Origin of the sequence: Kocuria tytonis (assembly GCF_003226895.2) — a bacterium.
Lineage (GTDB): Bacteria > Actinomycetota > Actinomycetes > Actinomycetales > Micrococcaceae > Kocuria > Kocuria tytonis.
Genome location: NZ_PNJG02000001.1, coordinates 436289 through 459592 on the forward strand (window position 1 = coordinate 436289; position 23304 = coordinate 459592).

Consider the following 23304-nt stretch of genomic DNA (forward strand, 5'->3'; position numbering starts at 1 on the left):
CAGGGTAGACCAGTTCCGGATGCACCGGATTCAGTCGAGCAGCTCCCCCGTCTCGGTGTCGATCACGGGATCGGACGACGCCCCCGTCGCGCCTCCCAGTGCCTGCGCCACCTTGACGGCCAGGGCCGGGCCCACGCCCTTGACCGCGAGCATGTCCTCGGGGGCGGCCGCGCGCAGCTTCTTGACGGAGCCGAAGTGCTTGAGCAGCGCCTTCTGCTTGGCGGGGCCGAGCCCCGGGACGTCGTCGAGCGCGGAGACGGTCATGGCCTTGGAGCGCTTCTGCCGGTGGAAGGTGATCGCGAAGCGGTGCGCCTCGTCCCGGACGCGCTGCATGAGGAACAGTCCCTCGGAGGCGCGCGGCAGGATCACGGGGAACTCGTCGTCGGGCACCCAGACCTCCTCGAGGCGCTTGGCCAGGCCCACCACGTGGACGTCCGTGACGCCGAGATCGTCCAGCGCGCGCTGGGCGGCGGCCACCTGCGGCGGCCCGCCGTCCACGATCACGAGGTTGGGCGGGTAGGCGAACGCCCGTGCGGTGGCGTCGTCGGCCTCCGCGGCGACCTCCCCCGTGCTGACGCCCTTCTCCGCCGCCCGGCGCTGCTGCTCCACGTGCCGGGTGAACCTGCGGTGGATCACGTCATACATCGAGGCCGTGTCGTCGCGTGCGGCGTCCCCGGTGATCGAGAACTTGCGGTACTCGGACTTGCGCGGCAGCCCGTCCTCGAAGACCACCATGGAGGCCACCACGTTGGTGCCCTGCACGTGGGAGATGTCGTAGCACTCGATGCGCATGAGCGCGTCCGGCAGGTCCAGTGCCTCCTGCAGCTGCTGCAGGGACGCGGAGCGGGTGGTGAGGTCCCCCGCCCGGCGGGACTTGTGCAGCGTCAGCGCCTGGCGGGCGTTCTCCGCCACCGTCTCGAGCAGCTGGGCCTTGTCGCCGCGCTGGGGGCGCTGCACGGTCACCTGCGAACCGCGCAGCTCACTGAGCCACCCGCGGATCTCGTCCGCCTCGTCCGGCACGGCGGACACGTACACGGTGCGGGGAATCGTGTCCTGCCGGTAGGCGAGCTCCGAGGTCCGGCGGTGCTGGCCCACCACGTCCTCGCTGCCCTGGGCCGGGCTGCGCCGGCGGTGCGACGTCGCCGGGGCCAGCCCCGTCTGCGCCTCGCTGTAGACCTGCTGCAGCAGATTGGTCATGAGCTGGGCGGTGGTGACGTCCTCCACCTTCTCCGTGATCCAGCCGCGCTGACCGCGGATCCGCCCGCCGCGCACGTAGAACACCTGCACGGCGGCCTCGAGCTCGTCCTCGGCGATCGCGAAGAAGTCCGCGTCCGTGGTGTCCGCGAGCACCACGGTGTTGCGCTCGAAGGCGCGCTCGAGGGCGCCGACGTCGTCGCGCCGGGCCGCGGCGGTCTCGAAGTCCATGCGCTCGGCGGCCTCGTCCATCTGCCGGGTGAGCTCGCGGATGTACGGCTTGGCGTGCCCGGCCATGAAGCGGCACAGGTCGTCCGCGAGCCGGCGGTGGTCCTCCTGGGAGATGCTGCCCACGCACGGGGCGGAGCACTTGTCGATGTAGCCAAGCAGGCACGGTCGGCCGCTGCGCTCGGCGCGCTGGTACACCCCCTTGGTGCACGTGCGCACGGGGAAGACCCGCAGCAGCGCGTCCAGGGTGTCCCGGATGGCCCACGCCTGGGAGTAGGGCCCGAAGTACCGGTTGCCGGGCTTCTTCTCCCCGCGGGTGACCATGGCGCGGGGGACGTCCTCGGACATGGTCACCGCGAGGTACGGGTAGGACTTGTCGTCCCGGTACGCGATGTTGAACCGGGGTGCGAACTCCTTGATCCACGTGTACTCGAGCTGCAGGGACTCGAACTCGGAACCCACCACGGTCCACTGCACCGCCGCCGCCGTGGTGACCATGGCGCGGGTCTTGGGCGCGAGCTGGTGCAGGGGCACGAAGTACGAGGACAGCCGGTTCCGCAGATTCTTGGCCTTGCCCACGTAGATGACCCGACCGTGCTCGTCGCGGAAACGGTAGACGCCGGGGTTGGTGGGGATGTCCTTGCGAGCGGGCTTGTAGCTCGCGGGATCAGCCACGCCCCAGGTCCCTCTGCGCCGATGGTGACACGTTGTAGACGTCCTTGCGCGGCTGGCCCGACAGCCCCGCGATGCTGGTCATCACCTGCTCCACCAGGTCCTTGCGCATCTTCCCGGTCTGCCGGGATCCGCTCGCGGGCACCACGATGGGTTCCCCCACGTGCATCTCGAACTTGGCCGGGCGGATCATGGTGGCGCCGGGCGGCTGCAGCCGCTGGGTGCCGATCATGCCCACGGGCACCACGGGCGCGCCCGTGAGGTGGGCCAGGTACGCCACGCCGGAGTGCCCCCGGTACAGGTAGCCGTCGCGGGAGCGGGTGCCCTCCGGGTAGATGCCGAACACGTTGCCCTGCCGCAGGTGCGCCACGGCGGGGTCCAGGGCCGCGACGGACTCGCTCTGCTGGCCGCGCGCCACGGGAATGATGTCGATGAACTCGAAGGCCTCGCGCATGAGCCTGCCCTTGATCCCGGGGCTGTTGACGTACTCGGCCTTCGCGATGAACTTCACGCGCCGGGGCATGAACGCCGAGATGATCACGGAGTCCAGGAAGGACAGGTGGTTGGACGCGATGATCACGGGGCCCGTGGCGGGCAGCCGGTCCAGTCCGGTGACCACGGGGCGGCACAGCAGCTTCAGGGCGCGCGCCACCGTGGTCTTGGTCAGGTCGTACTGGGTGATCATGTCCGCGCTCCCCGCTGCTCGGTGTACGGCTGCAGCAAGTGTGCCAAATCACCGGGCTCGCGGGCGACCGCGGCACACCCCGTGTCCAGTTCCCCCGGCTGCGCGAAGCCCCAGGCCGCACCCAGGCAGTCGATGCCGTGGGCGGCCGCGCCCTCGGCGTCGTAGCTGCGGTCCCCGATCATGACCGTCCGCGCGGGATCCGGCGGCAGGGCCCCGAGCCGGCGCAGGGCCTCCCCGATGATGGCGGGCTTGTCGTGCAGCTGCCCGGGCCCCGCGGCGGGCGGCGCGAGATCGTCCGCGGCACCGCTCACGGTGTCGAAGAACTCGTCGAGGCCGAACCGCGCGACCACCTGCGTGGCCACGTGCTCGGGCTTCTGGGTGGCCACGGCCTGGCGCACACCGCGGTCCCGCATGCGGCGCAGGACGGGCAGGACACCCGGGTAGACGCGCGTGCGCTCGAGTCCCTCCGTGAGGTAGCCCGCCCGGTAGACGGAGACCACCTGGCGGATCTGCTCCTCCGGGACGTCCGTGAAACGACGCAGCGACTCACCGATGGGCGGGCCCACGAACCGGTCCAGGTTCTCCGGTGCCTCGAAGCCGCAGGCCCACAGTGCCTCGGCGATGCCCTCCGTGATGGCGCCGGCCGGGTCCAGGACGGTTCCGTCGAGGTCCCACAGCACGACGGGCTGCCGGGAGCTCACGACCGGGCACCCGCGGCGGCCCCGGCCTTTCCGGCGGCCGCGGTGGAGGTCCTGCCGCCGGAGCGGTGGGCGGACTCCCGGGCCGCGGAGTTCTCGAGCACCTCGCTGAGGAACTGGCCCGTGAAGCTGTCCGTGTTCTTCGCCACCTGCTCCGGGGTTCCCTGGGCGACCACCATGCCGCCACCGGAGCCGCCGTTGGGCCCGAGGTCCACGATCCAGTCCGCGGACTTCACCACGTCCAGGTTGTGCTCGATGGTCATCACGCTGTTGCCCTTGTCCACGAGGGACTGCAGCACCATCAGCAGCTTGCGGATGTCCTCGAAGTGCAGTCCCGTGGTGGGCTCGTCCAGCACGTAGATGGTGCGCCCGTTCGCTCGCTTCTGCAGCTCCGCCGCGAGCTTCACGCGCTGCGCCTCACCACCCGAGAGCGTGGTGGCCGGCTGGCCCAGGCGCACGTAGCCCAGGCCCACCTCCACGAGCGTGTTGAGGTAGCGGGCGATCGCCGTGAAGGGCGCGAAGAACTCCGCGGCCTCCTCGATGGGCATGTCCAGCACCTCGGCGATGTTCCTGCCCTTGTAGTGCACCTCCAGGGTCTCCCGGTTGTAGCGGGCGCCCTTGCACACCTCGCACGGCACGTAGACGTCCGGGAGGAAGTTCATCTCGATCTTCAGGGTGCCGTCACCGGAGCACGCCTCACAGCGCCCGCCCTTGACGTTGAACGAGAACCGGCCCTGCTGGTAGCCGCGGACCTTGGCCTCCTGGGTCTCCGCGAACAGCTTGCGGATCCGGTCGAACACACCCGTGTACGTGGCGGGGTTGGAGCGCGGGGTTCGGCCGATGGGGCTCTGGTCCACGTGCACCACCTTGTCCAGGTGCTCCAGGCCGTCGATGCGCTTGTGCCGCCCGGGCACCTGCTTGGCGCCGTTGAGCTGGTTGGCCAGGCTCGTGTAGAGGATGTCGTTCACGAGCGTGGACTTCCCGGAGCCCGAGACGCCCGTGACCGCCACGAAGACCCCCAGGGGGAAGTCCACCGTGAGGTTCTGCAGGTTGTTCTCCTTGGCCCCCACCACGGTGAGCTTGCGCTTCTTGTCGACGGGCCGGCGCTTCGTGGGCACCTCGATCAGCCGGCGCCCGGTGAGGTAGTCCGCGGTGATGGACTCCGTGTTCTCGAGCAGCTGGTCGTAGGTCCCCGAGTGCACCACGTCCCCGCCGTGCACGCCGGCTCCCGGACCCACGTCCACGATCCAGTCCGCCTCGCGCATGGTGTCCTCGTCGTGCTCCACCACGATGAGCGTGTTGCCCATGTCCCGCAGCCGCAGCAGCGTGTCGATGAGCCTCCTGTTGTCCCGCTGGTGCAGGCCGATCGAGGGTTCGTCCAGGACGTAGAGCACGCCCACCAGACCGGCGCCGATCTGCGTGGCCAGGCGGATGCGCTGGGCCTCGCCACCGGACAGGGTGGCCGCGGCACGCTCGAGGTTGAGGTAGTCCAGTCCCACGTCGATCAGGAACGTGAGACGCGCGATGATCTCCTTCAGCACCTGGTCACCGATCTGGGCGTCCCGGTCGTCGAGCTCCAGGTCCTGGAAGAACGAGAGCGACTCCCGCATGGGCAGCCGCGTGGCCTCCGCAATGTTCTTCCCGCCCACGGTGACACCCAGGATGGTGGGGTTCAGCCGGGCCCCGCCGCACGTGGGGCACGCCACCTGCCGCATGTACTGCTCGTAGCGGTCCTTGGCGTGGTCGGACTCCGTCTCCTCGTGCTTGCGCTTGATGTAGCCGTACACGCCCTCGAACCCCTGGGTGTAGCGGCGCTCGCGGCCCCACCTGTTGGTGTACGCCACGGTGACCTTGTAGTCCTTGCCCTCCAGGACGGCCTTGCGCGCCTTGGCGGGCAGGTCCTTCCACGGGGTGACCATGTCGAATCCGACCTCCTTGCCCAGCCCCGCGAGCAGCCGGTTCCAGTAGTCGCTCGTGGCCTTGCCGAGGGACCACGGCGCGATCGCACCCTCCACCAGCGAGAGATCGGGGTTGGGCACCACGAGGTCCTCGTCCACCTCCAGCCGGGAGCCGATGCCGTCGCACTGGGGGCACGCACCGAAGGGCGCGTTGAAGGAGAAGGAGCGCGGCTCGATCTCGTCCGTCTGCAGCTCGTGCTCGTTGGGGCACGCGAGGTTCTCGGAGAACGTGCGGCGGGAGTCCTGCCAGGGGGACTGCTCCCCCTCACGGGTCACCAGCTCCACGACCACCCGGCCCTCCGCGAGGTTCAGGGCGGTCTCCACGGAGTCCGTGAGCCGCTGCCGCGCGTCCGGTTTGGCGGTGAGGCGGTCCACCACGACGTCGATGGTGTGCTTGTACTGCTTCTTGAGCTTGGGGGCGTCCTCGAGCTGCACGGTCTCGCCGTCCACGACGGCGCGCGCGTAGCCCTGCTGGCTCAGCTGCTGGAAGAGGTCCTGGAACTCGCCCTTGCGCCCTTTGACCACGGGCGCGAGCACCATGAACCGGGTGCGCTCGGGCAGCTCGAGCAGCTGGTCCACGATCTGCTGGGGGGTCTGCCTGGTGATGGGTTCGCCGCACACGGGGCAGTGCGGGCGCCCGATGCGGGCCCACAGCAGCCGCATGTAGTCGTAGATCTCGGTGATCGTGCCCACCGTGGAGCGGGGGTTGCGCGACGTGGACTTCTGGTCGATGGACACCGCCGGGGACAGTCCCTCGATGAAGTCCACATCCGGCTTGTCCACGCGCCCCAGGAACATGCGCGCGTAGGAGGACAACGACTCCACGTAGCGGCGCTGGCCCTCCGCGAAGATGGTGTCGAACGCGAGCGAGGACTTCCCGGATCCGGACAGCCCGGTGAAGACCACCATGGAGTCACGGGGAATGGTGAGATCCACGTTCTTCAGGTTGTGCTCCCGTGCGCCCTGCACCACGATCTCCGTGAGGTCGGAGACACCCGAAGCGCGGGTGCGGGGGGCGGACCCGTGGGAGGCGCGCTCCGCGAGCACGGACGTGGACGGGCGGTCGCTGGGGGTTTCGCGGGTTTGCTCAGACACGGCTGCAACTCTAGTACCCGGTGCAGACACGACGGGCGGGCCCCGGACGTGCACCGGCGCGGCGCGCAACGGGGTGCGCTGCATCCGCCGCGCACCGCGCCGTCGGGCGTCACCGGTGCGGTGACCGCTCCCCGCAGAGCGGATCCACCCGGGCGGACCGGACGCTCAGGCCCGGTGCCGCGCGCGGCCGGTCGGTGCGTGCGCGCGGTCGCCGGCGGCGTCGTCCTGCGCGTCCGACGCCGCGTGGGCACCGCGTGCGGCGTGGGCGGGCCCGCCCGCGTCCTCGCCGAGCCCCCGGCGCAGGCCCGTGGCGCGCGGGTTCACCACGGGGATCTGACCGGTCTCCGCGTGCTGCATGCGCAGCCCCGCGGCCGCCACCGGGTCCACGTTCCTGGTGACCACGGTGATCTCCCCGGTGTCCGGGTCCACCTCGGCCACGTCCACCGTGGTGCGCAGCGGCACCTCCTTCATGAGCAGCACGCACCCCAGCGTCACGAGCGAGGCGATGCCGGCCACGAGGAACAGCAGCCCGGTGCCCGTGCCGTACGCCTCGCGCACGGCTTCCAGCACGGCCGGCGGCAGGCCGGCGAGGTCGATGGCCCCGGCGGCGGGCGCGGCGGACGGGTCCATCCCGTGCGCCGCGGCGAAGCGGGACATCTCCGTGGCCAGGTGACGGGTGAGCAGGGCCCCGAACAGGGACACGGCGACCGCGCCGCCCACCGTGCGGAAGAACGCCACGGCGGAGGACGCCGCGCCCATGTACTTGAGCCCCACGGTGTTCTGCACCGCGAGCACGAGGTTCTGGTTCAGGGTTCCCACGCCCAGACCCACCAGGAAGATGAAGACACCCACGAGCGCGGCCGGGGTGGCGTGGTTCAGCCCGGACGCGAGGAACAGGCCCACGGCCAGGACCACGGCGCCGATCACCAGGATCCGCTTCCACCGGCCGAACCGGGAGATCAGCTGACCGGCAACCATGGATCCCAGGAACGAGCCCACCACCTGCGGGAGCATGAGCAGACCGGACTCCGTGGGCGTGTAGCCCTGGCCCAGCTGGAAGTACTGGCCCAGGTAGGTGGTGGAGGCGAACATCGCAGCGCCCGTGGCGATCGCGGCGACGATGGCGAGCGCCGTGGTGCGCTCCGTGATGACGTGCAGCGGCATGGTCGGCTCGCTCGCCCGGCGCTCCACGGCCACGAAGGCCACCGCCACGACCAGCGCCACCGCGATCAGCAGGACGGACTCCCACGAGCCCCAGTCGAAGAGCTTGCCCGCGAAGGACACCCACAGCAGCAGCGCGGACGTGGCCACGGCCAGCAGGGCCATGCCCAGCACGTCCACCCTGGGTGCGCGGTCCCGAGTGACCTCGGGCAGCCGCAGGGTCTTCACGATCAGCACCGCGGCGAGGACGGACAGCGGCACGGGGATCAGGAAGCACCACCGCCACCCGAAGGCGTCCACGATCATCCCGCCCAGCAGCGGCCCCACGGACGTGGCCACGGCCATCACCGCGCCCATGTACCCGGCGTAGCGGCCGCGCTCCCGCGGCGGGATGATGGTTCCGAGGATCGTCTGGGCCAGTGCCATCAGACCGCCCATGCCCACACCCTGGATCACGCGCGCCACCACGAGCATGCTGATCGATCCCGCCAGCCCGGCGGCCGCGGAACCCACCACGAAGATCGCGATGGCCATCAGCAGCAGCCTCTTCTTGTCGAAGAGGTCCGCGAGTTTGCCCCACACGGGCGTGGTCACCGCGTTGGCCAGCAGGGTGCCCGTGACGGTCCAGGACAGGGCCGTCTGGTCCCCGCCGAGGTCCGCCATGATCACGGGCAGCGCGGTGCCGATGATGGTCAGGGTGACCATGGCCATGAAGAAGGCCGCCAGGATGCCGGTCAGCGCCCGCAGGACGTTGCGGTGCTCCTGGTCCTTGGTGCGGGGTGCGCGTGCGCCGCGCGTCGTGTCCTGAGCTGCCGTCACGGACGGGTCTCCTCTCCGCGCCCGGGCTCGCCGGGCGCACCGGGGTGCGGGGGGTCGAAGGTGGGTGCGGGGTCGCCGGCCACGGTGGGCAGCGCGGCCGTGAGGGGTGACATCCCCAGGGACGCGGAGAACAGCTCGGTGAGTCTGCCGAGATCCGCGCTCGTGCGCGCGGCCTCCTCCTCGCTGAGGTCGGCGAGCCGGTCCACGAGGCTCTCCGCGTCCGAGCGCAGGTTGGACTCCAGCGCCCGCCGGCCCGCGGGCGTGATGTCCACGAGCTGGGCGCGGCCGTCCTGCGGGTCCGGGATGCGCTGCACGTACCCGAGGTCCTCCAGGACCGCGAGCTGGCGGCTCATGCCGGAGGCCCCGAGGTTGGAATCCGCCACGATGTCCTTGGCGCGGCGCCCCGGCACGCACGTCAGCAGGGTGAGGACGTTCGTCTGCACCACCGTGAGCTCGCGGTGCGCCGCGGTGGCCTTCAGCACCTTGCGGGTCACGCGCTGCAGGTCGAACAGGTTGCGGACGAGTTCCTCGGCGGTCGCGTGCGACACGCTCATGTGCTCCTCCGATCCGGTCTCCGTGGGGCGGCGCGGACCGGGCCGGATCGGCGGTCGCCCCCGCGGAACAGTTATTTGCTTCACGCAACTATATGTATGGGGTGGGGACGTGTCCACCGCGGCGGCGGCCGCGTCCGGGGTTCGTACCGGATGCCGTGGTATTGGCCCCGGCGCGGACCGGGCGCCTAGACTCTGCGGCATGATCGCCACGCAGACCGAGGTCACGGAACTCACCGACATCACCATCCGCCGCATCTCGGTGAGCGAGATGGACAACAACGTCTACCTGCTCACCTCCAAGTCCGAGGGCACCCAGGTGCTGATCGACGCCGCGGACGACGCCCGCGCCATCGCCGGGATGGTCGCCGCGGGGTCCGGCGACTGCTCCGACTGGGGCAACCTGCAGCTGATCATCACCACCCACTCGCACTGGGACCACGTGAGGGCCCTGGAGAACGTGGCCACCCACTCCGAGGCCATGACCGCGTGCGGCGCGGCGGACGAGGCCGACATCGCAGTGCCCATGGACCTCACGTTCGAGAACGGTGACACCGCCGAGCTCGACGGTCTGGAGCTGGACGTCATCGAGCTGCGCGGGCACACCCCCGGGTCCATCGCCGTGGTCTACCGCGATCCGGACGGTCCCGCCCACATCTTCACCGGGGACTCCCTCTTCCCGGGCGGGCTGGGCAAAACGAACTCCCCCGAGGACTTCCGGCAGCTGTTCCAGGACGTCTCCGATCGCATCTTCGACAGGTTCGACGACGACACCGTGATCCACCCCGGGCACGGCGCGGCCACCACGCTGGGCGCCGAGCGGCCCCACCTGCGGGAGTGGGAAGAGCGCGGCTGGTGAGCCCCGCCTCCTCCGCCGCCCCGTCCACCCCGGACCACGACGCCGCGGCCGCCCGCTCCACGGCGGACCGCGCCGCCTACGTGGCCGTCCTGGTGTTCCCGCTTCTCGTGCTGGCCGGCGGCCTCGGGGGGTACCTCTTCGCGCCCGCGGTCCACCAGGCCGCGGGGTGGACGAACCCGCTGCTCGGTCTCGTGATGTTCGGGATGGGACTCACCCTTCGCCCGGCGGACTTCGCGCTCGTGGCCAAGCGCCCGGTGCCCATCGTGGTGGGGGTGCTGGCCCAGTACGTCCTGATGCCGGGAATCGCCCTGCTCGTCACGTGGGCGCTGCGGCTGCCCCCGGAGATCGCCGCGGGCGTCATCCTGGTGGGCTGCGCCCCCGGCGGAACCGCGTCCAACGTGGTGTCCTACCTGGCTCGCGGCGACGTCGCGGTCTCGGTCACGATGACCTCCGTGTCCACCCTGCTCGCGCCCCTGCTGACTCCCCTGCTCACCCTGTGGCTCGCCGGTTCCTACATGCCCCTGGACGGCGCCTCGATGGCGAGGTCCATTGCCGTGGTGGTGCTGCTGCCCGTGCTCGCGGGTCTCGTGGCGCGGCTGCTGCTGCCCCGCCTCGTGACCCGGCTGCTCCCCGTGCTCCCGTGGCTGTCCGTGCTGGCGATCGCGGTGATCGTGGCCATCGTGGTCTCCGGTTCCGCGGCCAAGCTCCTGCAGGCCGGTCTGCTGGTCCTGGTGGCCGTGGCGGTGCACAACGCCCTGGGCATGACGCTCGGCTGGCTCGTGGGGCGCCTCACCGGTCAGCCCGCGTCCGTGCGCCGGACCACCGCCATCGAGGTGGGGATGCAGAACTCGGGGCTCGCCGCCGGCCTGGCCGCCCAGTACATGTCACCGCTCGCCGCTCTCCCCGGGGCGGTGTTCTCCGTGTGGCACAACCTCTCGGGCGCCGTGTTCGCGCTGCTGTGCCGCCGCGCGGACGCCAAGGCCGCGCGCGGCGGCGTCGTGGACTGACGCGCCCCGTGTGAGTGTCCCCGTCGGCCGATAGGCTGACGACGATGAAACTCCTCGACTCCCTCGCCCCAGACCTCTCCGCCCCCGGTCACCGCTACCTGCGGGGTGACTTCGCGTCCAACCCGCTGAGCGAGGACGAGGTCTACGAGGGGTTCCTGGGCTGGATCGCCTCCCGGGACATGGAGCTGTACCCCGCGCAGGACGAGGCCGTGCTGGAGGTGGCGAACGGCTCCAACGTGATCCTGGCGACCCCCACCGGCTCCGGGAAGTCCACGGTGGCGGTGGCCGCCCACTTCGCGGGTCTCGCCCGCGGGCAGCGCTCCTACTACACGGCCCCCATCAAGGCGCTCGTGTCCGAGAAGTTCTTCGACCTGTGCGAGATCTTCGGCGCGGAGAACGTGGGAATGGTCACCGGGGACTCCGCCGTGAACGCGGACGCGCCCATCGTGTGCTGCACCGCGGAGATCCTCGCGAACGTGGCCCTGCGGGAGGGCGCGGACGCGGACCTCGGCCTGGTGGTCATGGACGAGTTCCACTTCTACGCGGACCCGCAGCGCGGCTGGGCGTGGCAGGCACCCCTCATCGAGCTGCCGCAGGCGCAGTTCCTGCTGATGAGCGCCACCCTGGGGGACGTCACGCGCATCGAGCAGCGGCTCATCGACACCACGGGACGCACCACCACCCTGGTGTCCTCCGGCGAGCGCCCCATCCCCCTGCACTACTACTACTCCGAGCGTCCCATCCACGAGGAGCTGGAGGAGCTGCTCACCACCCACCAGGCACCGGTGTACGTGGTGCACTTCTCCCAGTTGCAGGCCGCGGAGCAGGCGCAGAACCTGATGTCCGTGGACGTGCTCAGCAGGGCGGAGAAGGAGCGGGTTGCGGAGCTGATCAAGGACTTCCGCTTCTCCGCGGGCTTCGGCAGGACGCTGAACCGGCTCGTGCGCCACGGGATCGGCGTGCACCACGCGGGCATGCTGCCCAAGTACCGCCGGCTCGTGGAGCAGCTCGCGCAGACCGGGCTGCTCAAGGTCATCTGCGGCACGGACACCCTGGGGGTGGGCATCAACGTGCCCATCCGCACGGTGCTGATCACCGCGCTGTCCAAGTACGACGGTCGCCGCACCCGCCGGCTCAGCGCCCGCGAGTTCCACCAGATCGCGGGGCGTGCCGGGCGTGCCGGCTACGACACCGCCGGGACCGTGGTGGTCCAGGCCCCGGAGCACGTGATCGAGAACGAGCGCGCCATGGCCAAGGCGCGGGCCAAGCACGGCGACGACCAGAAGAAGCTGCGCCAGGTGCCCAAGAAGAAGGCGCCGGAGGGCTTCGTGTCCTGGAGCCGCAAGACCTTCGACGGTCTCGTGGCGGCCCAGCCTGAGCAGCTCACCTCGTCCTTCGGCATCACGCACTCCATGGTGCTGAACATGCTGCAGCGCCCCGGGGACAACATTGCCGCGGGCTACCGGCTGCTCACGGCCGTGGACGAGCCCCGTGCCCGGCAGCGGGCCCTGCTGCGCCAGGCCCTGGCGATCCTCAAGGAGCTGCTGCGCGCCGGGGTGGTCGTGCGCCTCCCGGAGCCGGACGACACCGGTCGCCGCTACCGCCTCACGGTGGAGCTGCAGGAGAACTTCGCGCTGAACCAGCCGCTGTCCCCCTTCGCGCTCGCGGCCCTGGGACTGCTGGACCCCGAGTCCGAGACCTACGCCCTGGACGTGGTCTCGGTCATCGAGGCCACGCTGGAGAAGCCCCGTCAGGTGCTCAACCTCCAGGAGAAGAAGGTCAAGGGCGAGGCGCTGGCGGCCATGAAGGCCGAGGGGCTCGAGTACATGGAGCGGATGCGTGAGCTGGACGAGATCACCTACCCGCAGCCGTTGAAGGAGCTGCTCGAGCAGGCCTTCGAGACCTACCGCGGCACCTCCCCGTGGGTGTCGCAGTTCGAGCTGTCCCCCAAGTCGATCGTGCGGGACATGTACGAGCGCGCCATGACGTTCGGCGACTACGTGCAGTTCTACGGCCTGGCCCGCTCCGAGGGCATCCTGCTGCGCTACCTCTCCGACGCGTACAAGGCGCTGCGCCAGACCGTTCCGGTGGACGCCACCACGGAACCGCTCACGGACCTCGTGGAGTGGCTCGGCGAGAGCATCCGCCAGACCGACAACTCCCTGCTGGACGAGTGGGAGAGGCTCGCGTCCGGGGAGGAGTCCCCCATGGGCACGGGTGCCGACTCCCTCGAGGAGCTCGTGGCCGAGCAGCCCGAGGGGGTCACCTCCAATCCCCGGGCGTTCCGGGTGATGGTCCGCAACGCCCTCTTCCAGCGCGTGGAGCTCTTCGCCCAGGAGAAGGACAAGGTCCTGGGCGCCCTGGACGAGAAGTCCGGCTGGGACCGTGATCGCTGGGCGGATGCGATGGATGCGTACTTCGACGAGCACGAGGACATCTACACGGACGCCCAGTCCCGCGGGCCGTCCCTGATCCGGATCACCGAAAATCCCCAGGGTCTGCCCGGGTTCTGGACCGTGGTGCAGGTCTTCGACGACCCCGACGGCCACCACGACTGGGGCATCAACGCCCGGATCGACCTCGCCGCCTCGGACGAGGACGGTTTCCCCGCGGTGATCGTGGACAACGTGGGCAACATCGCGGAGACCGGGCGCTGAGAGCTGCGCACGCCCAATATGCGCTCTAGGGCGCATATTCTGGTGCTATGCACATCTGAGCGCATACGTTCGGGAAAGGGACACCGTGTTCGTTCTCACCATCGACCGCCGCGCCTCGCGCCGTGAGCAGCACGGGCCGAGCATGCGGGAGCAGCGCCACGTCCTGCAGAGCCACCTTCCCCGGCCCGCGCTCGACTGGGACATCAACGCCGGCGACGAGCTCCAGGCGCTCTACGACGACGCCGCTCGCGTCCTGGACGCGGTGCTCGCGCTCGCCCTCACGGACCGCTGGCACGTGGGCCTGGGAATCGGGGCGGTGGACCTCCCGCTCGCCGGCTCCGTCCGGGAGTCCACGGGACCGGCCTTCATCGCGGCGCGGGACGCCGTGAACGCCGCCAAGGACCTGGAGACGCCCGCCGTGCGCGGCGACGCCTGGGCCGAGCGGTCGGGAGCCGTCCTCGCGCTGCTGTGCGCCGTCCGGGCCCGCCGTTCCGCGGCCGGCCGGGAGGCGGCCGAGCTGGCGGACGCCGGTCTCACCCAGCTCGAGATCGCCGAGCGCCTGGGCATCGGCCAGTCCTCGGTCTCCCGGCGGCTGCGCGCCGCGATGTGGCAGCAGGACGTCGAGGCCCGGCAGGCCCTCGTGGCCCTCCTGGAGCTCGCGGACGCGGACTCCCCCGCCGGCCACGATCCGTCGGGTCCGGACGACACCCCGGGTGCGGCCCCTGCCCGGCCGGGTGAGCGGCCGAGTGAACCGCCCCGCGCGGCGCCCGGGCTGGGCGCCTCGGCCGCGGGGGCGACGTCGTGAACCATGCGCGTCCCCTGGCCACCCTGGTGCTGCCCGCCGCGCTCGTGGTCGTCACCGCCGGTCTCACGTGGGTCTCCGGGACGGTTCCGCGCGAGTGGGCCTACCCCGCTCTGCTCGTGGGGGGGACGCTGTCGGGGGATCCCGTGGTGCGCGCCGTGTTCGCCTTCGCCGACGTCTCCAACCAGCGCGCGCAGCCCGCGCAGAGTCCCTGGAGCGAGTCGGAGGCCACCGCCGATCCCGTGGACCCGCCGCTGCGCGGTGGTCTGGTCATCGGCGCCCTGGAACGGGCCGCCACCATGGTGTCCCTCCTGACCGGGCTGGTGGTGGGCATCGGGGTGGTCGTGGCCGTCAAGGGGCTGGCCCGCTACGGCGAGTTCACCAACGCCCAGCAGCGCGAGCAGTTCATCATCGGCACGCTCGTCTCCTTGCTGTGGGCGGCCCTCTTCGCGGGCGCGGCACTGTGGTGCACCACGCCGCCGGGGCCCTTCGCCGGCTAGCGCCCGGTCCCACGGGAGGCCGTGGAACCGCCGGAGGACGCCGCTCGCTGCTCCCCCGCGCTCGACGGGACGTCCGGGGACGGGGACCGCACCCGTCCCGTCTCCTCGAACTCGCGGTGCTGACCACGCGCGGTCTCCAGCATGGCGCGGAACCGGGCGCGGGAGTCGATCAGCTCGTTCTTGTGCTGCTCCGAGATCCGCGGGAAGTGCGCCCGCCGCTCATCGAGCTCGCGCGCCAGCTCGTGCCGCTGCTGCGCCGGTGCGTCCCCCGGCAGCGCCAGGTAGCGCTCCGTGAGGTCCTGGGTCCGCTGGATCGTGCGCAGCGCGCGGCCCTTGGGGCTGAACAGCGAGGCGAGCACGGTGAGAACGAGGACGCCCACGATCACGGCGAGGGAGGCGCCGATCCCGATCTCCACCACGGCCACGTGCTCGCCGCCGTTGACGAACGGCAGCGTGTTCTCGTGCAGGGCGTGAAGGATGAGCTTCACCCCGATGAACGCCAGGATGAGCGACAGTCCCCACGAGAGGTAGATCAGGCGGTCCAGCAGACCGTCGATCAGGAAGTAGAGCTGCCGCAGACCCATCAGCGAGAACGCGGTGGCCGTGAACACGATGTACGGCTCCTGGGTGAGCCCGAAGATCGCCGGGATCGAGTCCAGCGCGAACAGGATGTCGGTGCCGCCGATCGCCACCATGACCAGGAGCATGGGGGTCAGGACGCGCCTGCCGTTCTCCACGGTGAACAGTTTGTCCCCGTCGTAGTGCTCGGAGGTGTGGAACACCCGGCGGGCCAGGCGCACCACGAGATTGTCGGCGTCGTCGGAGGCCTTCTCGGTGACCTCCCCCCTGACGAGGTTGCCCGCCGTGAAGATCAGGATCAGGCCGAAGAGGTAGAAGACCCAGGAGAACGCGTTGATGGCCGCGGCGCCCACGAAGATGAACCCGGTGCGGGCGACGAGCGCGAAGATGATGCCGAACAGCAGCACCTTCTGCTGATCCGCGCGCGGCACGGCGAACGATCCCATGATGATGAGGAACACGAAGAGGTTGTCCACGGACAGCGCCTTCTCCGTGACGTACCCGCCGTAGTACTCGGCCATCAGTGTGGGGCCGTCCAGCCACAGGATCACGAACCCGAACAGCAGGGCGATCCCCACGTAGACCGCGGACCACACGGCGGCTTCACGGATGGTGGGTTCGTGCGCCGTGCGGACGTGGAACAGGAAGTCGTAGGCCAGCAGGCCCAGGATGAGGGCAATGGTGATGCCCCACTGCAGGGACGTGATTTCCACGGAGGAACTCCTTGTGGGTTGCCGGAACCGCACAAGTCTCTCCCCCACGCTCGTGGCTCCGGATGACCGGTGGCCGACTCGAGGAACGTGGTCCGTGCCCGGCCGGACGATGGCGCCCGGCGTACTGACGTGCACGGAATGCGAGGGATACTCCCTTGAACGCTCACCATGATACCGGTTACCGGCCGGTCGTCCCAGGGCGTGCCCCGCGGGCGCGGGCACCACCGGGCCACCTCACCCGCGCGGCCCGGGAAGCACCGAGGGCCCCGCCGATCGGTGCTCGACGGGGCCCTCGGCCGGTGACTCAGCGGTTCTCCGCCTCCGCGACCCGACGCTTGCGCAGACCGTGGGCCCGCTCGAGGAGATCGTGGTAGCGGGCCTCGGACTCGATGAGCTCGTCCCGGTACTTCTCCTTCACGGAGGGCAGCTGCTCCCGGTACTTCTTCATCTTCTCCGCAGCCTTGCTCCGCTCCTCCACCGGCGCGGACTCCGGCATGGCCAGGTAGCGCTCGGACCAGTCCCGGGCGCCGTTGATGATGCGCACGGCGCGGCCCTTGGGGCTGAACAGCGAGGCCAGGACGGTGACAACCAGAACCCCCACGATCACGGCCAGCGAGAACCCGGTGGTCACCTCGACCACGTGCACCGGTTCGCCGTCGTTGATGAACGGCAGGGTGTTCTCGTGCAGGGCGTGCAGGATGAGCTTCACACCGATGAACCCCAGGATGAGCGCCAGACCCCAGGAGAGGTAGATCAGGCGGTCCAGCAGACCGTCGATCAGGAAGTACAGCTGGCGCAGACCCATGAGCGAGAACGCCGTGGCGGTGAAGACGATGTACGTCTCCTGGGTGAGTCCGAAGATCGCGGGGATCGAGTCCAGGGCGAACATGATGTCCGTCAGCCCGATGGCCACCATCACCAGCAGCATGGGCGTCATCACGCGCTTGCCGTCCACCTCGGTGAAGAGCTTGTCACCGTCGTACTCGTCCGTTGTCTTCAGGAAGCGCTTGGCCAGGCGCACCATGATGTTGTTGGCCTCGTCGTCCTCGTCCTTGTCCGTGACCTCCCCCTTGACGAGGTTCCCGGCCGTGTAGATGAGGAAGAGCCCGAAGACGTAGAACAGGGCGGCCCACCGGTTGATGGCCGCGGCGCCCACGAAGATGAACAGCGTGCGGGCGATCAGCGCGACCACGATGCCGAACAGCAGCACCTTCTGCTGGTCCGCCCGGGGCACCTTGAAGGAGGCCATGATGATGAGGAACACGAACAGGTTGTCCACGGACAGTGCCTGCTCCGTGACGAAGCCGGCGTAGTACTCCGCCGCGAACCCCGGGCCGTCCCAGAACAGCACGAGCAGACCGAACAGCAGCGCGAGGGACACGTACAGTCCGGTCCACGTGGCCGCTTCCCTGACGGTCGGCTCATGCGGCTTGCGCGCGTGGAAGATGAAGTCGTAGGCGAGCAGACCCACGATCACCGCGATGGTGATCCCCCATTGCAGTCCGGAAATCTCCACGGGTACCCCTTAGGCGAGAGAGTGGCAGGGAACAACCCTGAACTGGGCCGTATAACTCCGAGAGTTTACCCGACCCGCCCGTCCCACCAGCGGGGACGTGCGCCCGGTCACGCGTGGCCGGCGTCCTTCATGCGGCGCAGCTCCTTCTTGAGATCGGCGATCTCGTCCCGCAGCCGGCCCGCGAGTTCGAACTTCAGCTCGGCGGCGGCATTGCGCATCTGCTCGCTGAGGTCCTCGATGAGCTGCACGAGGTCCTCGGCGGGAGCGGCGGCCACACCGTCCCGCAGCAGCTTGGACCCTGCGGCGGCCGCGCCCTTATCCTTCGCCTTGCCGCCCTTGACGGGGGCGGTGTGGTTGTTGGCCGCGGAGCGCTGCGCCAGCAGGCTCTTGGTGTCCTCGTCCTCGCGGGCCAGCTGGTCGGTGATGTCCGCGATCTTCTTGCGCAGCGGAGTGGGGTCGATCCCGTGCTCCTCGTTGTACGCCACCTGGATCTCGCGGCGCCGGTTGGTCTCCTCGATGGCCACGTCCATGGACCTGGTGATCCTGTCCGCGTACATGTGCACCTCACCCGAGACGTTTCGGGCGGCACGCCCGATGGTCTGGATGAGCGAGGTGGTGGAGCGCAGGAAGCCCTCCTTGTCCGCGTCCAGGATGGCCACCAGGGACACCTCCGGCAGGTCCAGGCCCTCGCGCAGCAGGTTGATGCCCACGAGGACGTCGAACGTGCCCATGCGCAGCTCCCGCAGCAGCTCCACGCGGCGCAGGGTGTCCACGTCCGAGTGCAGGTACTGCACCCGCACGCCGTGCTCCATGAGGTACTCGGTGAGGTCCTCGGCCATGCGCTTGGTGAGGGTGGTCACGAGCACGCGCTCGTCCCGCTCCACGCGCAGCTCGATCTGCTCCAGGAGGTCGTCGATCTGACCCTTGGTGGGTTTCACGATCACCTGGGGGTCCACCAGTCCGGTGGGGCGGATGATCTGCTGCACCACGGAGTCGACCTTGGACATCTCGTACGGCCCGGGGGTCGCGGACATGTACATGGTCTGCCCGATCCGCTCCAGGAACTCCCCCCACTTCAGGGGCCGGTTGTCCATGGCGGAGGGCAGGCGGAAGCCGTGGTCCACCAGGGTGCGCTTGCGGGACATGTCCCCCTCGTACATGCCGCCGATCTGCGGCACGGTCACGTGGGACTCGTCGATGACGAGCAGGAAGTCGTCCGGGAAGTAGTCCAGCAGGCAGTGCGGGGCGGAGCCGCGCGGACGGCCGTCGATGTGCAGCGAGTAGTTCTCGATGCCGTTGCAGTAGCCCATCTGCTCCATCATCTCGAGGTCGTAAGTGGTGCGCATGCGCAGCCGCTGGGCCTCCACGAGCTTGTTCTGGGACTCGAGCTCCTGCAGCCGCTCCTGCAGCTCGTTCTGGATGGACTCGATGGCCCCCGCCATCCGCTCCGCCCCGGCCACGTAGTGGGAGGCGGGGAAGACGTACATCTCCTGCTCCTCGTTGATGATCTCCCCGGTCAGCGGGTGCAGGGTGTAGATGGCCTCGATCTCGTCCCCGAAGAACTCGATCCGCAGGGCGTTCTCCTCGTACATGGGAATGATCTCCACGGTGTCCCCGCGCACGCGGAAGGTCCCGCGGTGGAAGTCGACGTCGTTGCGGACGTACTGCATGTTCACGAACTGGCGCAGCAGGGCGTCCCGGTCCATCTCCTGGCCCACGGCCAGGGTGACCATCTGCTTGACGTACTCCTCGGGCGTGCCCAGGCCGTAGATGCAGGACACGGTGGAGACCACCACGGTGTCCCGGCGCGTGAGCAGGGCGTTGGTGGCGGAGTGCCGCAGCCGCTCCACCTCCTCGTTGATCGAGGAGTCCTTCTCGATGAAGGTGTCCGTCTGGGGGACGTAGGCCTCGGGCTGGTAGTAGTCGTAGTAGGAGACGAAGTACTCCACCGCGTTGTTGGGCAGCAGCTCCCGCAGTTCGTTGGCCAGCTGCGCGGCGAGCGTCTTGTTCTGCACGAGCAGCAGCGTGGGGCGCTGCACGGACTCGATCAGCCACGCCGCGGTGGCGGACTTGCCGGTGCCCGTGGCGCCCATGAGCACCACGTCCTTCTCGCCGCCCTGGATGCGTTGCGTGAGCTCCGCGATGGCCTTGGGCTGGTCCCCGGCGGGCTGGAACTCGGACACGACCTCGAACGGGGCGACCACACGGTTGATCTTCTGCGCGAGCGACATGGCACCAGGCTACGCGCGGCCACCGACACGGACGACGCCGCACGGCCGCCCACGGGCGCCCCTCGACCGGCCGGGTGCCCGGAGGTGGCCCGGGACGAGCCGGGTGCCTGCGGCGTCCCGGGATCGCCCGGGGCGCGCACGAGCCGGTCCGACCCCGGGGCCTTGCGGCCCGGGGCGGTATCCCCGTCCCGGACCGGCGGCGCCCGGTGGCGACCGGTCAGGCCGTCTCGGCCTCCCACCACCGGCGCACCTGGCGCTCGAGGTCCTCGCGCGTTCCGGAGTTGTCGAACACCGTGGTGGCCACGGCACGACGCTCGGCGTCCGAGGCCTGGGCGGCGATGCGGCGTCGTGCGTCGTCGGCGCTCATGCCGCGGTCGGCGACCATGCGGCGGACGCGCTCGTCCTCGGGCGCCTCGACCACCAGGACGCGGTCCATGGCCGTGTGCTGACCCGTCTCCACGAGCAGGGGGATGTCCTGGACCAGCACGCCGCCGGGCGGCACCGTGGCCGCCAGCCGGGCCGCCTCGGCGCGCACGAGCGGGTGCATGATCGCGTTGAGCTCCGCGAGCCGCGCCGCGTCCTCGAACACGACGGCCGCCAGGGCTGCGCGGTCCAGCCGCCGCGTGTCCCGCTCCAGGACGTCCGGTCCGAAGCGCTCCACGATGGCCTCGTATCCCGCCTCACCCGGTTCCTGCAGCTGCCGGGCGATGGCGTCCGCGTCCACCACGAGCGCCCCGAGCGCCGTGAGGCAGCGGGACACCGTGGACTTCCCGGAGGCGATCCCACCCGTGAGACCGACCCGCAGGACCTCAGTGTGCCCCGGGCGTGTGAAGAGCGTCATGGTCGTGTCCTTCCGCGGCCGCGGGGCCGTTCTCGTCGAGCACCGGTCGGATCCGATCCTCCCAGATCTCACGGACCTGCTCGCGCACCCGGTCCACCCCGCCGTCGTTGCGGATCACGCAGTCGGCGGCCTCGCGCGTCTCGTCGTCCGAGGGCGCCTGGTCCACCACGTCCCACGCGACGTCCGCCGGCAGGCCCGCGTCCCGGCGCAGCCGCTGCACCCGCTCCTCCGCGGGAGCCGCCACCGCCACCACGAGGTCGAAGCGGTCCCGCTGCTCGGTCTCGAGGGGATCGCGCAGCACCTGCACCATGACGCAGTCCGGGCCGATCTCCCGCGCGCGGCGCCGGGCGGCCTCCCGCATCCCCGGCATGAGCAGCTCGTGGGCCCGGGCCCGCACGGTGTCGTTCTGGGCCATCAGCTCGTCCAGCGCGGCCATGGTCTCCGCCGCACCGGCGCCGACGCCGCTCGGCAGCTGCTCGCCGAAGATCCGGTCCACCTCCGCGCGCGTGCCGGTCCCCGGCTCCAGCAGCCCGCGCCACAGCTGCGTGCTGTCGAGCATGACGGCGCCGAGCTCCTCGAACGCGTGGGCGGCGGTGCGCTTTCCCGCGGAGGCACCACCGGTGAGCGCGAGCTGGTAGACCGGGCGGCCCTCCTGCTCCCGCTGCCAGTGCCACGTGCGGGGCTGGTGGGTGTCGTTCTCGGGCTCGGTGCCCACCTCGTACTCGGGGCGGATCACGTACTCCGCCACGGCGGAGGTGTCCTCCTGCGCCCGCCGGTGGTACTCCTCCGCGGGCAGCACGTGCTTCCACTGCCGGGTGCGCACGGGCTTCGCGGTGCCGGCGTCCTGGCGCAGGGCCTGCAGCAGCATCGCGGCCTGCAGCACCTCCAGCAGCATCACGGGAGCGCCGATCACGATGATGACCTCCTGCAGTGCGTCCAGCCCGTTCTCGCCCGAGGTCAGCACGATGGCCGTGCACACCGCACCGACCGCCACGGTCCAGAAGATGCGCTGGCGGCGCGGGCCCTCGTCCTCGTGCCCGTTGGCCATGGCGTCCATGACGAGCGCGCCGGAGTCGATGGAGGTGATGAAGAAGATGGTGATCACGACCAGCGCCACCAGCGCCGTGACCCCGAACCACGGCATGGACTGCAGGAACTGGAACAGCGCGGCCTCCGGGTTGCCCTGGGTGACGATGGTCTCCGTGAGGCTGCCCCGTGTCCCGGGGGCGCGGTCGACGCGCATGGCGTTGTACCCGTAGATCCCCATCCACACCACCACGAACGCGGACGGCACGCCCAGCACGCCCACCACGAACTCGCGGATGGTGCGGCCCCGGGAGATCTTGGCCACGAACATCCCCACGAACGGGGCCCATGTGACGGTCCAGGCCCAGTAGAAGACGGTCCAGTCCCCGGACCACTGGCCACCGCCGAACGTGTCGTTGAAGAACGCCAGGGTGGGCAGCTGGTTGACGTAGCTGCCGGTGGACTCCACCACGGCGCGCATCGTGTCCATGCTCGCGCCGGCCATCAGGACGAACAGCATGAGTGCCACGGCCAGGATGATGTTGGCGTAGGACAGCCGCTTCACGCCCTTCTCCATGCCCGCGAGCACGGAGGCGAGGCCCACGGCGGTGATCAGCGCGATGATCACGGCCTGGATCCACCCGGCCATGGGGATCCCGTACACGTAGGTCAGGCCGCTGTTGATCTGCAGGGAGCCCAGTCCCACGGACACAGCCAGGCCGAAGACCGTGGCCACGATCGACAGGACGTCGATCGCCTTGCCCCACGGGCCGTGGATGCCGTCGCCGAGCAGCGGGTGGAACGCGGACGAGACGCGCGGGGGCAGCTTGCGCTTGTACGTGAAGTACCCGAACGCCAGCCCGGGCACGGCCAGGATGACCCACATGTGAAGCCCGAAGTGGAAGTTCGCGATGTTCAGCGCCTCCACCGCCGCCCGGTCCGAGGCGGGGTCCGTCCCGTACATGGGCGGGTTCGCGTAGTGGTTGATGGGCTCGGCCACGCCCCAGAACATCAGCACGGCGCCCACACCGGCCGCGAACAGCATGCCGAACCAGGTGAGGCCCGAGTAGGCGGGCGAGGAGTCGTCGTCGCCGATCTTGACGCGACCGTAGCGGCTCACGGCCAGGCCCAGCGCGAAGATCACCAGCGCCGTGACGCTGAACGTGTAGAACCACCCCGTCTGGTACCGCAGCACGTGCGCCACGGCCCCGAACACCGCCTGCACGGGGCCGGGGAACAGGCCCATGGCCGCGGTGAACACCACGACCAGCGCCGCGGAGACGAAGAAGATGGCGGGCGAGGTGCGCAGCCCGAGACGGTCGTGCAGACGATTGAGCATGGGGCCAAGCCTTGGACTAGCGGACGGGGGTGCGGTCGGGCCGCCCCGAGGACGGCCGCACTCACTGTATCGGTCCCGGGCGGTGGCACCGCCCACCGGCGGGCCGTCCCGGCCGTGACGTGCCACGCACCGCGGGAACCGGTCGCTCGGCCGGGCACACGGGCCGGTCCCTA

The 23304-nt window shown here is 70.3% G+C and carries 16 protein-coding genes; 5 read left to right on the forward strand and 11 right to left on the reverse strand.

Annotation, left to right across the window (positions count from 1 at the left end):
• Positions 1-30: 30 nt before the first annotated feature.
• From uvrC to C1C97_RS02020, 6 genes are all read right to left on the reverse strand, one after another.
• On the reverse strand, positions 31-2097 hold the full coding sequence (gene uvrC, locus C1C97_RS01995; protein ID WP_121029843.1) for an excinuclease ABC subunit UvrC: 2067 nt from the start codon (positions 2095-2097) through the stop codon (positions 31-33).
• Positions 2090-2779, reverse strand: a complete 690-nt coding sequence (locus tag C1C97_RS02000) for a lysophospholipid acyltransferase family protein (RefSeq protein WP_110918997.1) — start codon at positions 2777-2779, stop codon at positions 2090-2092. Before C1C97_RS02000 ends, uvrC begins: the two co-directional genes overlap by 8 nt.
• Positions 2776-3480: an HAD family hydrolase gene (locus tag C1C97_RS02005; protein WP_110918996.1), complete on the reverse strand. Its 705-nt coding sequence runs from the start codon at positions 3478-3480 to the stop codon at positions 2776-2778. Before C1C97_RS02005 ends, C1C97_RS02000 begins: the two co-directional genes overlap by 4 nt.
• The gene (gene uvrA / locus C1C97_RS02010; protein WP_121029844.1) at positions 3477-6482 is read right to left on the reverse strand and encodes an excinuclease ABC subunit UvrA; all 3006 of its coding nucleotides are present in this window, start codon (positions 6480-6482) and stop codon (positions 3477-3479) included. Before uvrA ends, C1C97_RS02005 begins: the two co-directional genes overlap by 4 nt.
• A gap of 213 nt (positions 6483-6695) precedes the next feature.
• A complete protein-coding gene (locus C1C97_RS02015) occupies positions 6696-8510 on the reverse strand; it encodes an MDR family MFS transporter (protein ID WP_233542662.1) in 1815 nt (604 codons plus the stop codon).
• Complete coding sequence (locus C1C97_RS02020; RefSeq protein WP_110918994.1) at positions 8507-9064, reverse strand: MarR family winged helix-turn-helix transcriptional regulator; 558 nt, start codon at positions 9062-9064, stop codon at positions 8507-8509. Before C1C97_RS02020 ends, C1C97_RS02015 begins: the two co-directional genes overlap by 4 nt.
• A 199-nt stretch (positions 9065-9263) precedes the next feature.
• On the opposite strand from C1C97_RS02020, the gene C1C97_RS02025 reads away from it, so the two are divergent.
• From C1C97_RS02025 to C1C97_RS02045, 5 genes are all read left to right on the forward strand, one after another.
• The gene (locus C1C97_RS02025; RefSeq protein WP_110918993.1) at positions 9264-9920 is read left to right on the forward strand and encodes an MBL fold metallo-hydrolase; all 657 of its coding nucleotides are present in this window, start codon (positions 9264-9266) and stop codon (positions 9918-9920) included.
• Positions 9917-10927, forward strand: a complete 1011-nt coding sequence (locus C1C97_RS02030) for a bile acid:sodium symporter family protein (RefSeq protein WP_121029845.1) — start codon at positions 9917-9919, stop codon at positions 10925-10927. The genes C1C97_RS02025 and C1C97_RS02030 overlap by 4 nt, the downstream gene beginning before the upstream one ends.
• Before the next feature lie 44 nt (positions 10928-10971).
• Positions 10972-13584: a DEAD/DEAH box helicase gene (locus C1C97_RS02035; protein ID WP_110918991.1), complete on the forward strand. Its 2613-nt coding sequence runs from the start codon at positions 10972-10974 to the stop codon at positions 13582-13584.
• Between the two features lie 85 nt (positions 13585-13669).
• Positions 13670-14389: a winged helix-turn-helix transcriptional regulator gene (locus C1C97_RS02040; protein WP_110918990.1), complete on the forward strand. Its 720-nt coding sequence runs from the start codon at positions 13670-13672 to the stop codon at positions 14387-14389.
• Positions 14386-14886: a hypothetical protein gene (locus tag C1C97_RS02045; RefSeq protein WP_110918989.1), complete on the forward strand. Its 501-nt coding sequence runs from the start codon at positions 14386-14388 to the stop codon at positions 14884-14886. Before C1C97_RS02040 ends, C1C97_RS02045 begins: the two co-directional genes overlap by 4 nt.
• On the opposite strand, the gene C1C97_RS02050 is transcribed toward C1C97_RS02045, so the two are convergent.
• The 5 genes from C1C97_RS02050 to C1C97_RS02070 form a co-directional block, all read right to left on the reverse strand.
• Positions 14883-16178, reverse strand: a complete 1296-nt coding sequence (locus C1C97_RS02050; protein ID WP_121029846.1) for a TerC family protein — start codon at positions 16176-16178, stop codon at positions 14883-14885. The two genes, C1C97_RS02045 and C1C97_RS02050, sit on opposite strands and share 4 nt — an antisense overlap.
• Before the next feature lie 304 nt (positions 16179-16482).
• Complete coding sequence (locus tag C1C97_RS02055; RefSeq protein WP_121029847.1) at positions 16483-17694, reverse strand: TerC family protein; 1212 nt, start codon at positions 17692-17694, stop codon at positions 16483-16485.
• 107 nt (positions 17695-17801) lie between these two features.
• Complete coding sequence (gene uvrB / locus C1C97_RS02060; RefSeq protein WP_121029848.1) at positions 17802-19925, reverse strand: excinuclease ABC subunit UvrB; 2124 nt, start codon at positions 19923-19925, stop codon at positions 17802-17804.
• 217 nt (positions 19926-20142) lie between these two features.
• Complete coding sequence (gene coaE, locus C1C97_RS02065; RefSeq protein WP_121029849.1) at positions 20143-20766, reverse strand: dephospho-CoA kinase; 624 nt, start codon at positions 20764-20766, stop codon at positions 20143-20145.
• The gene (locus tag C1C97_RS02070; RefSeq protein ID WP_121029850.1) at positions 20735-23131 is read right to left on the reverse strand and encodes a dephospho-CoA kinase; all 2397 of its coding nucleotides are present in this window, start codon (positions 23129-23131) and stop codon (positions 20735-20737) included. Before C1C97_RS02070 ends, coaE begins: the two co-directional genes overlap by 32 nt.
• Positions 23132-23304: the final 173 nt, after the last annotated feature.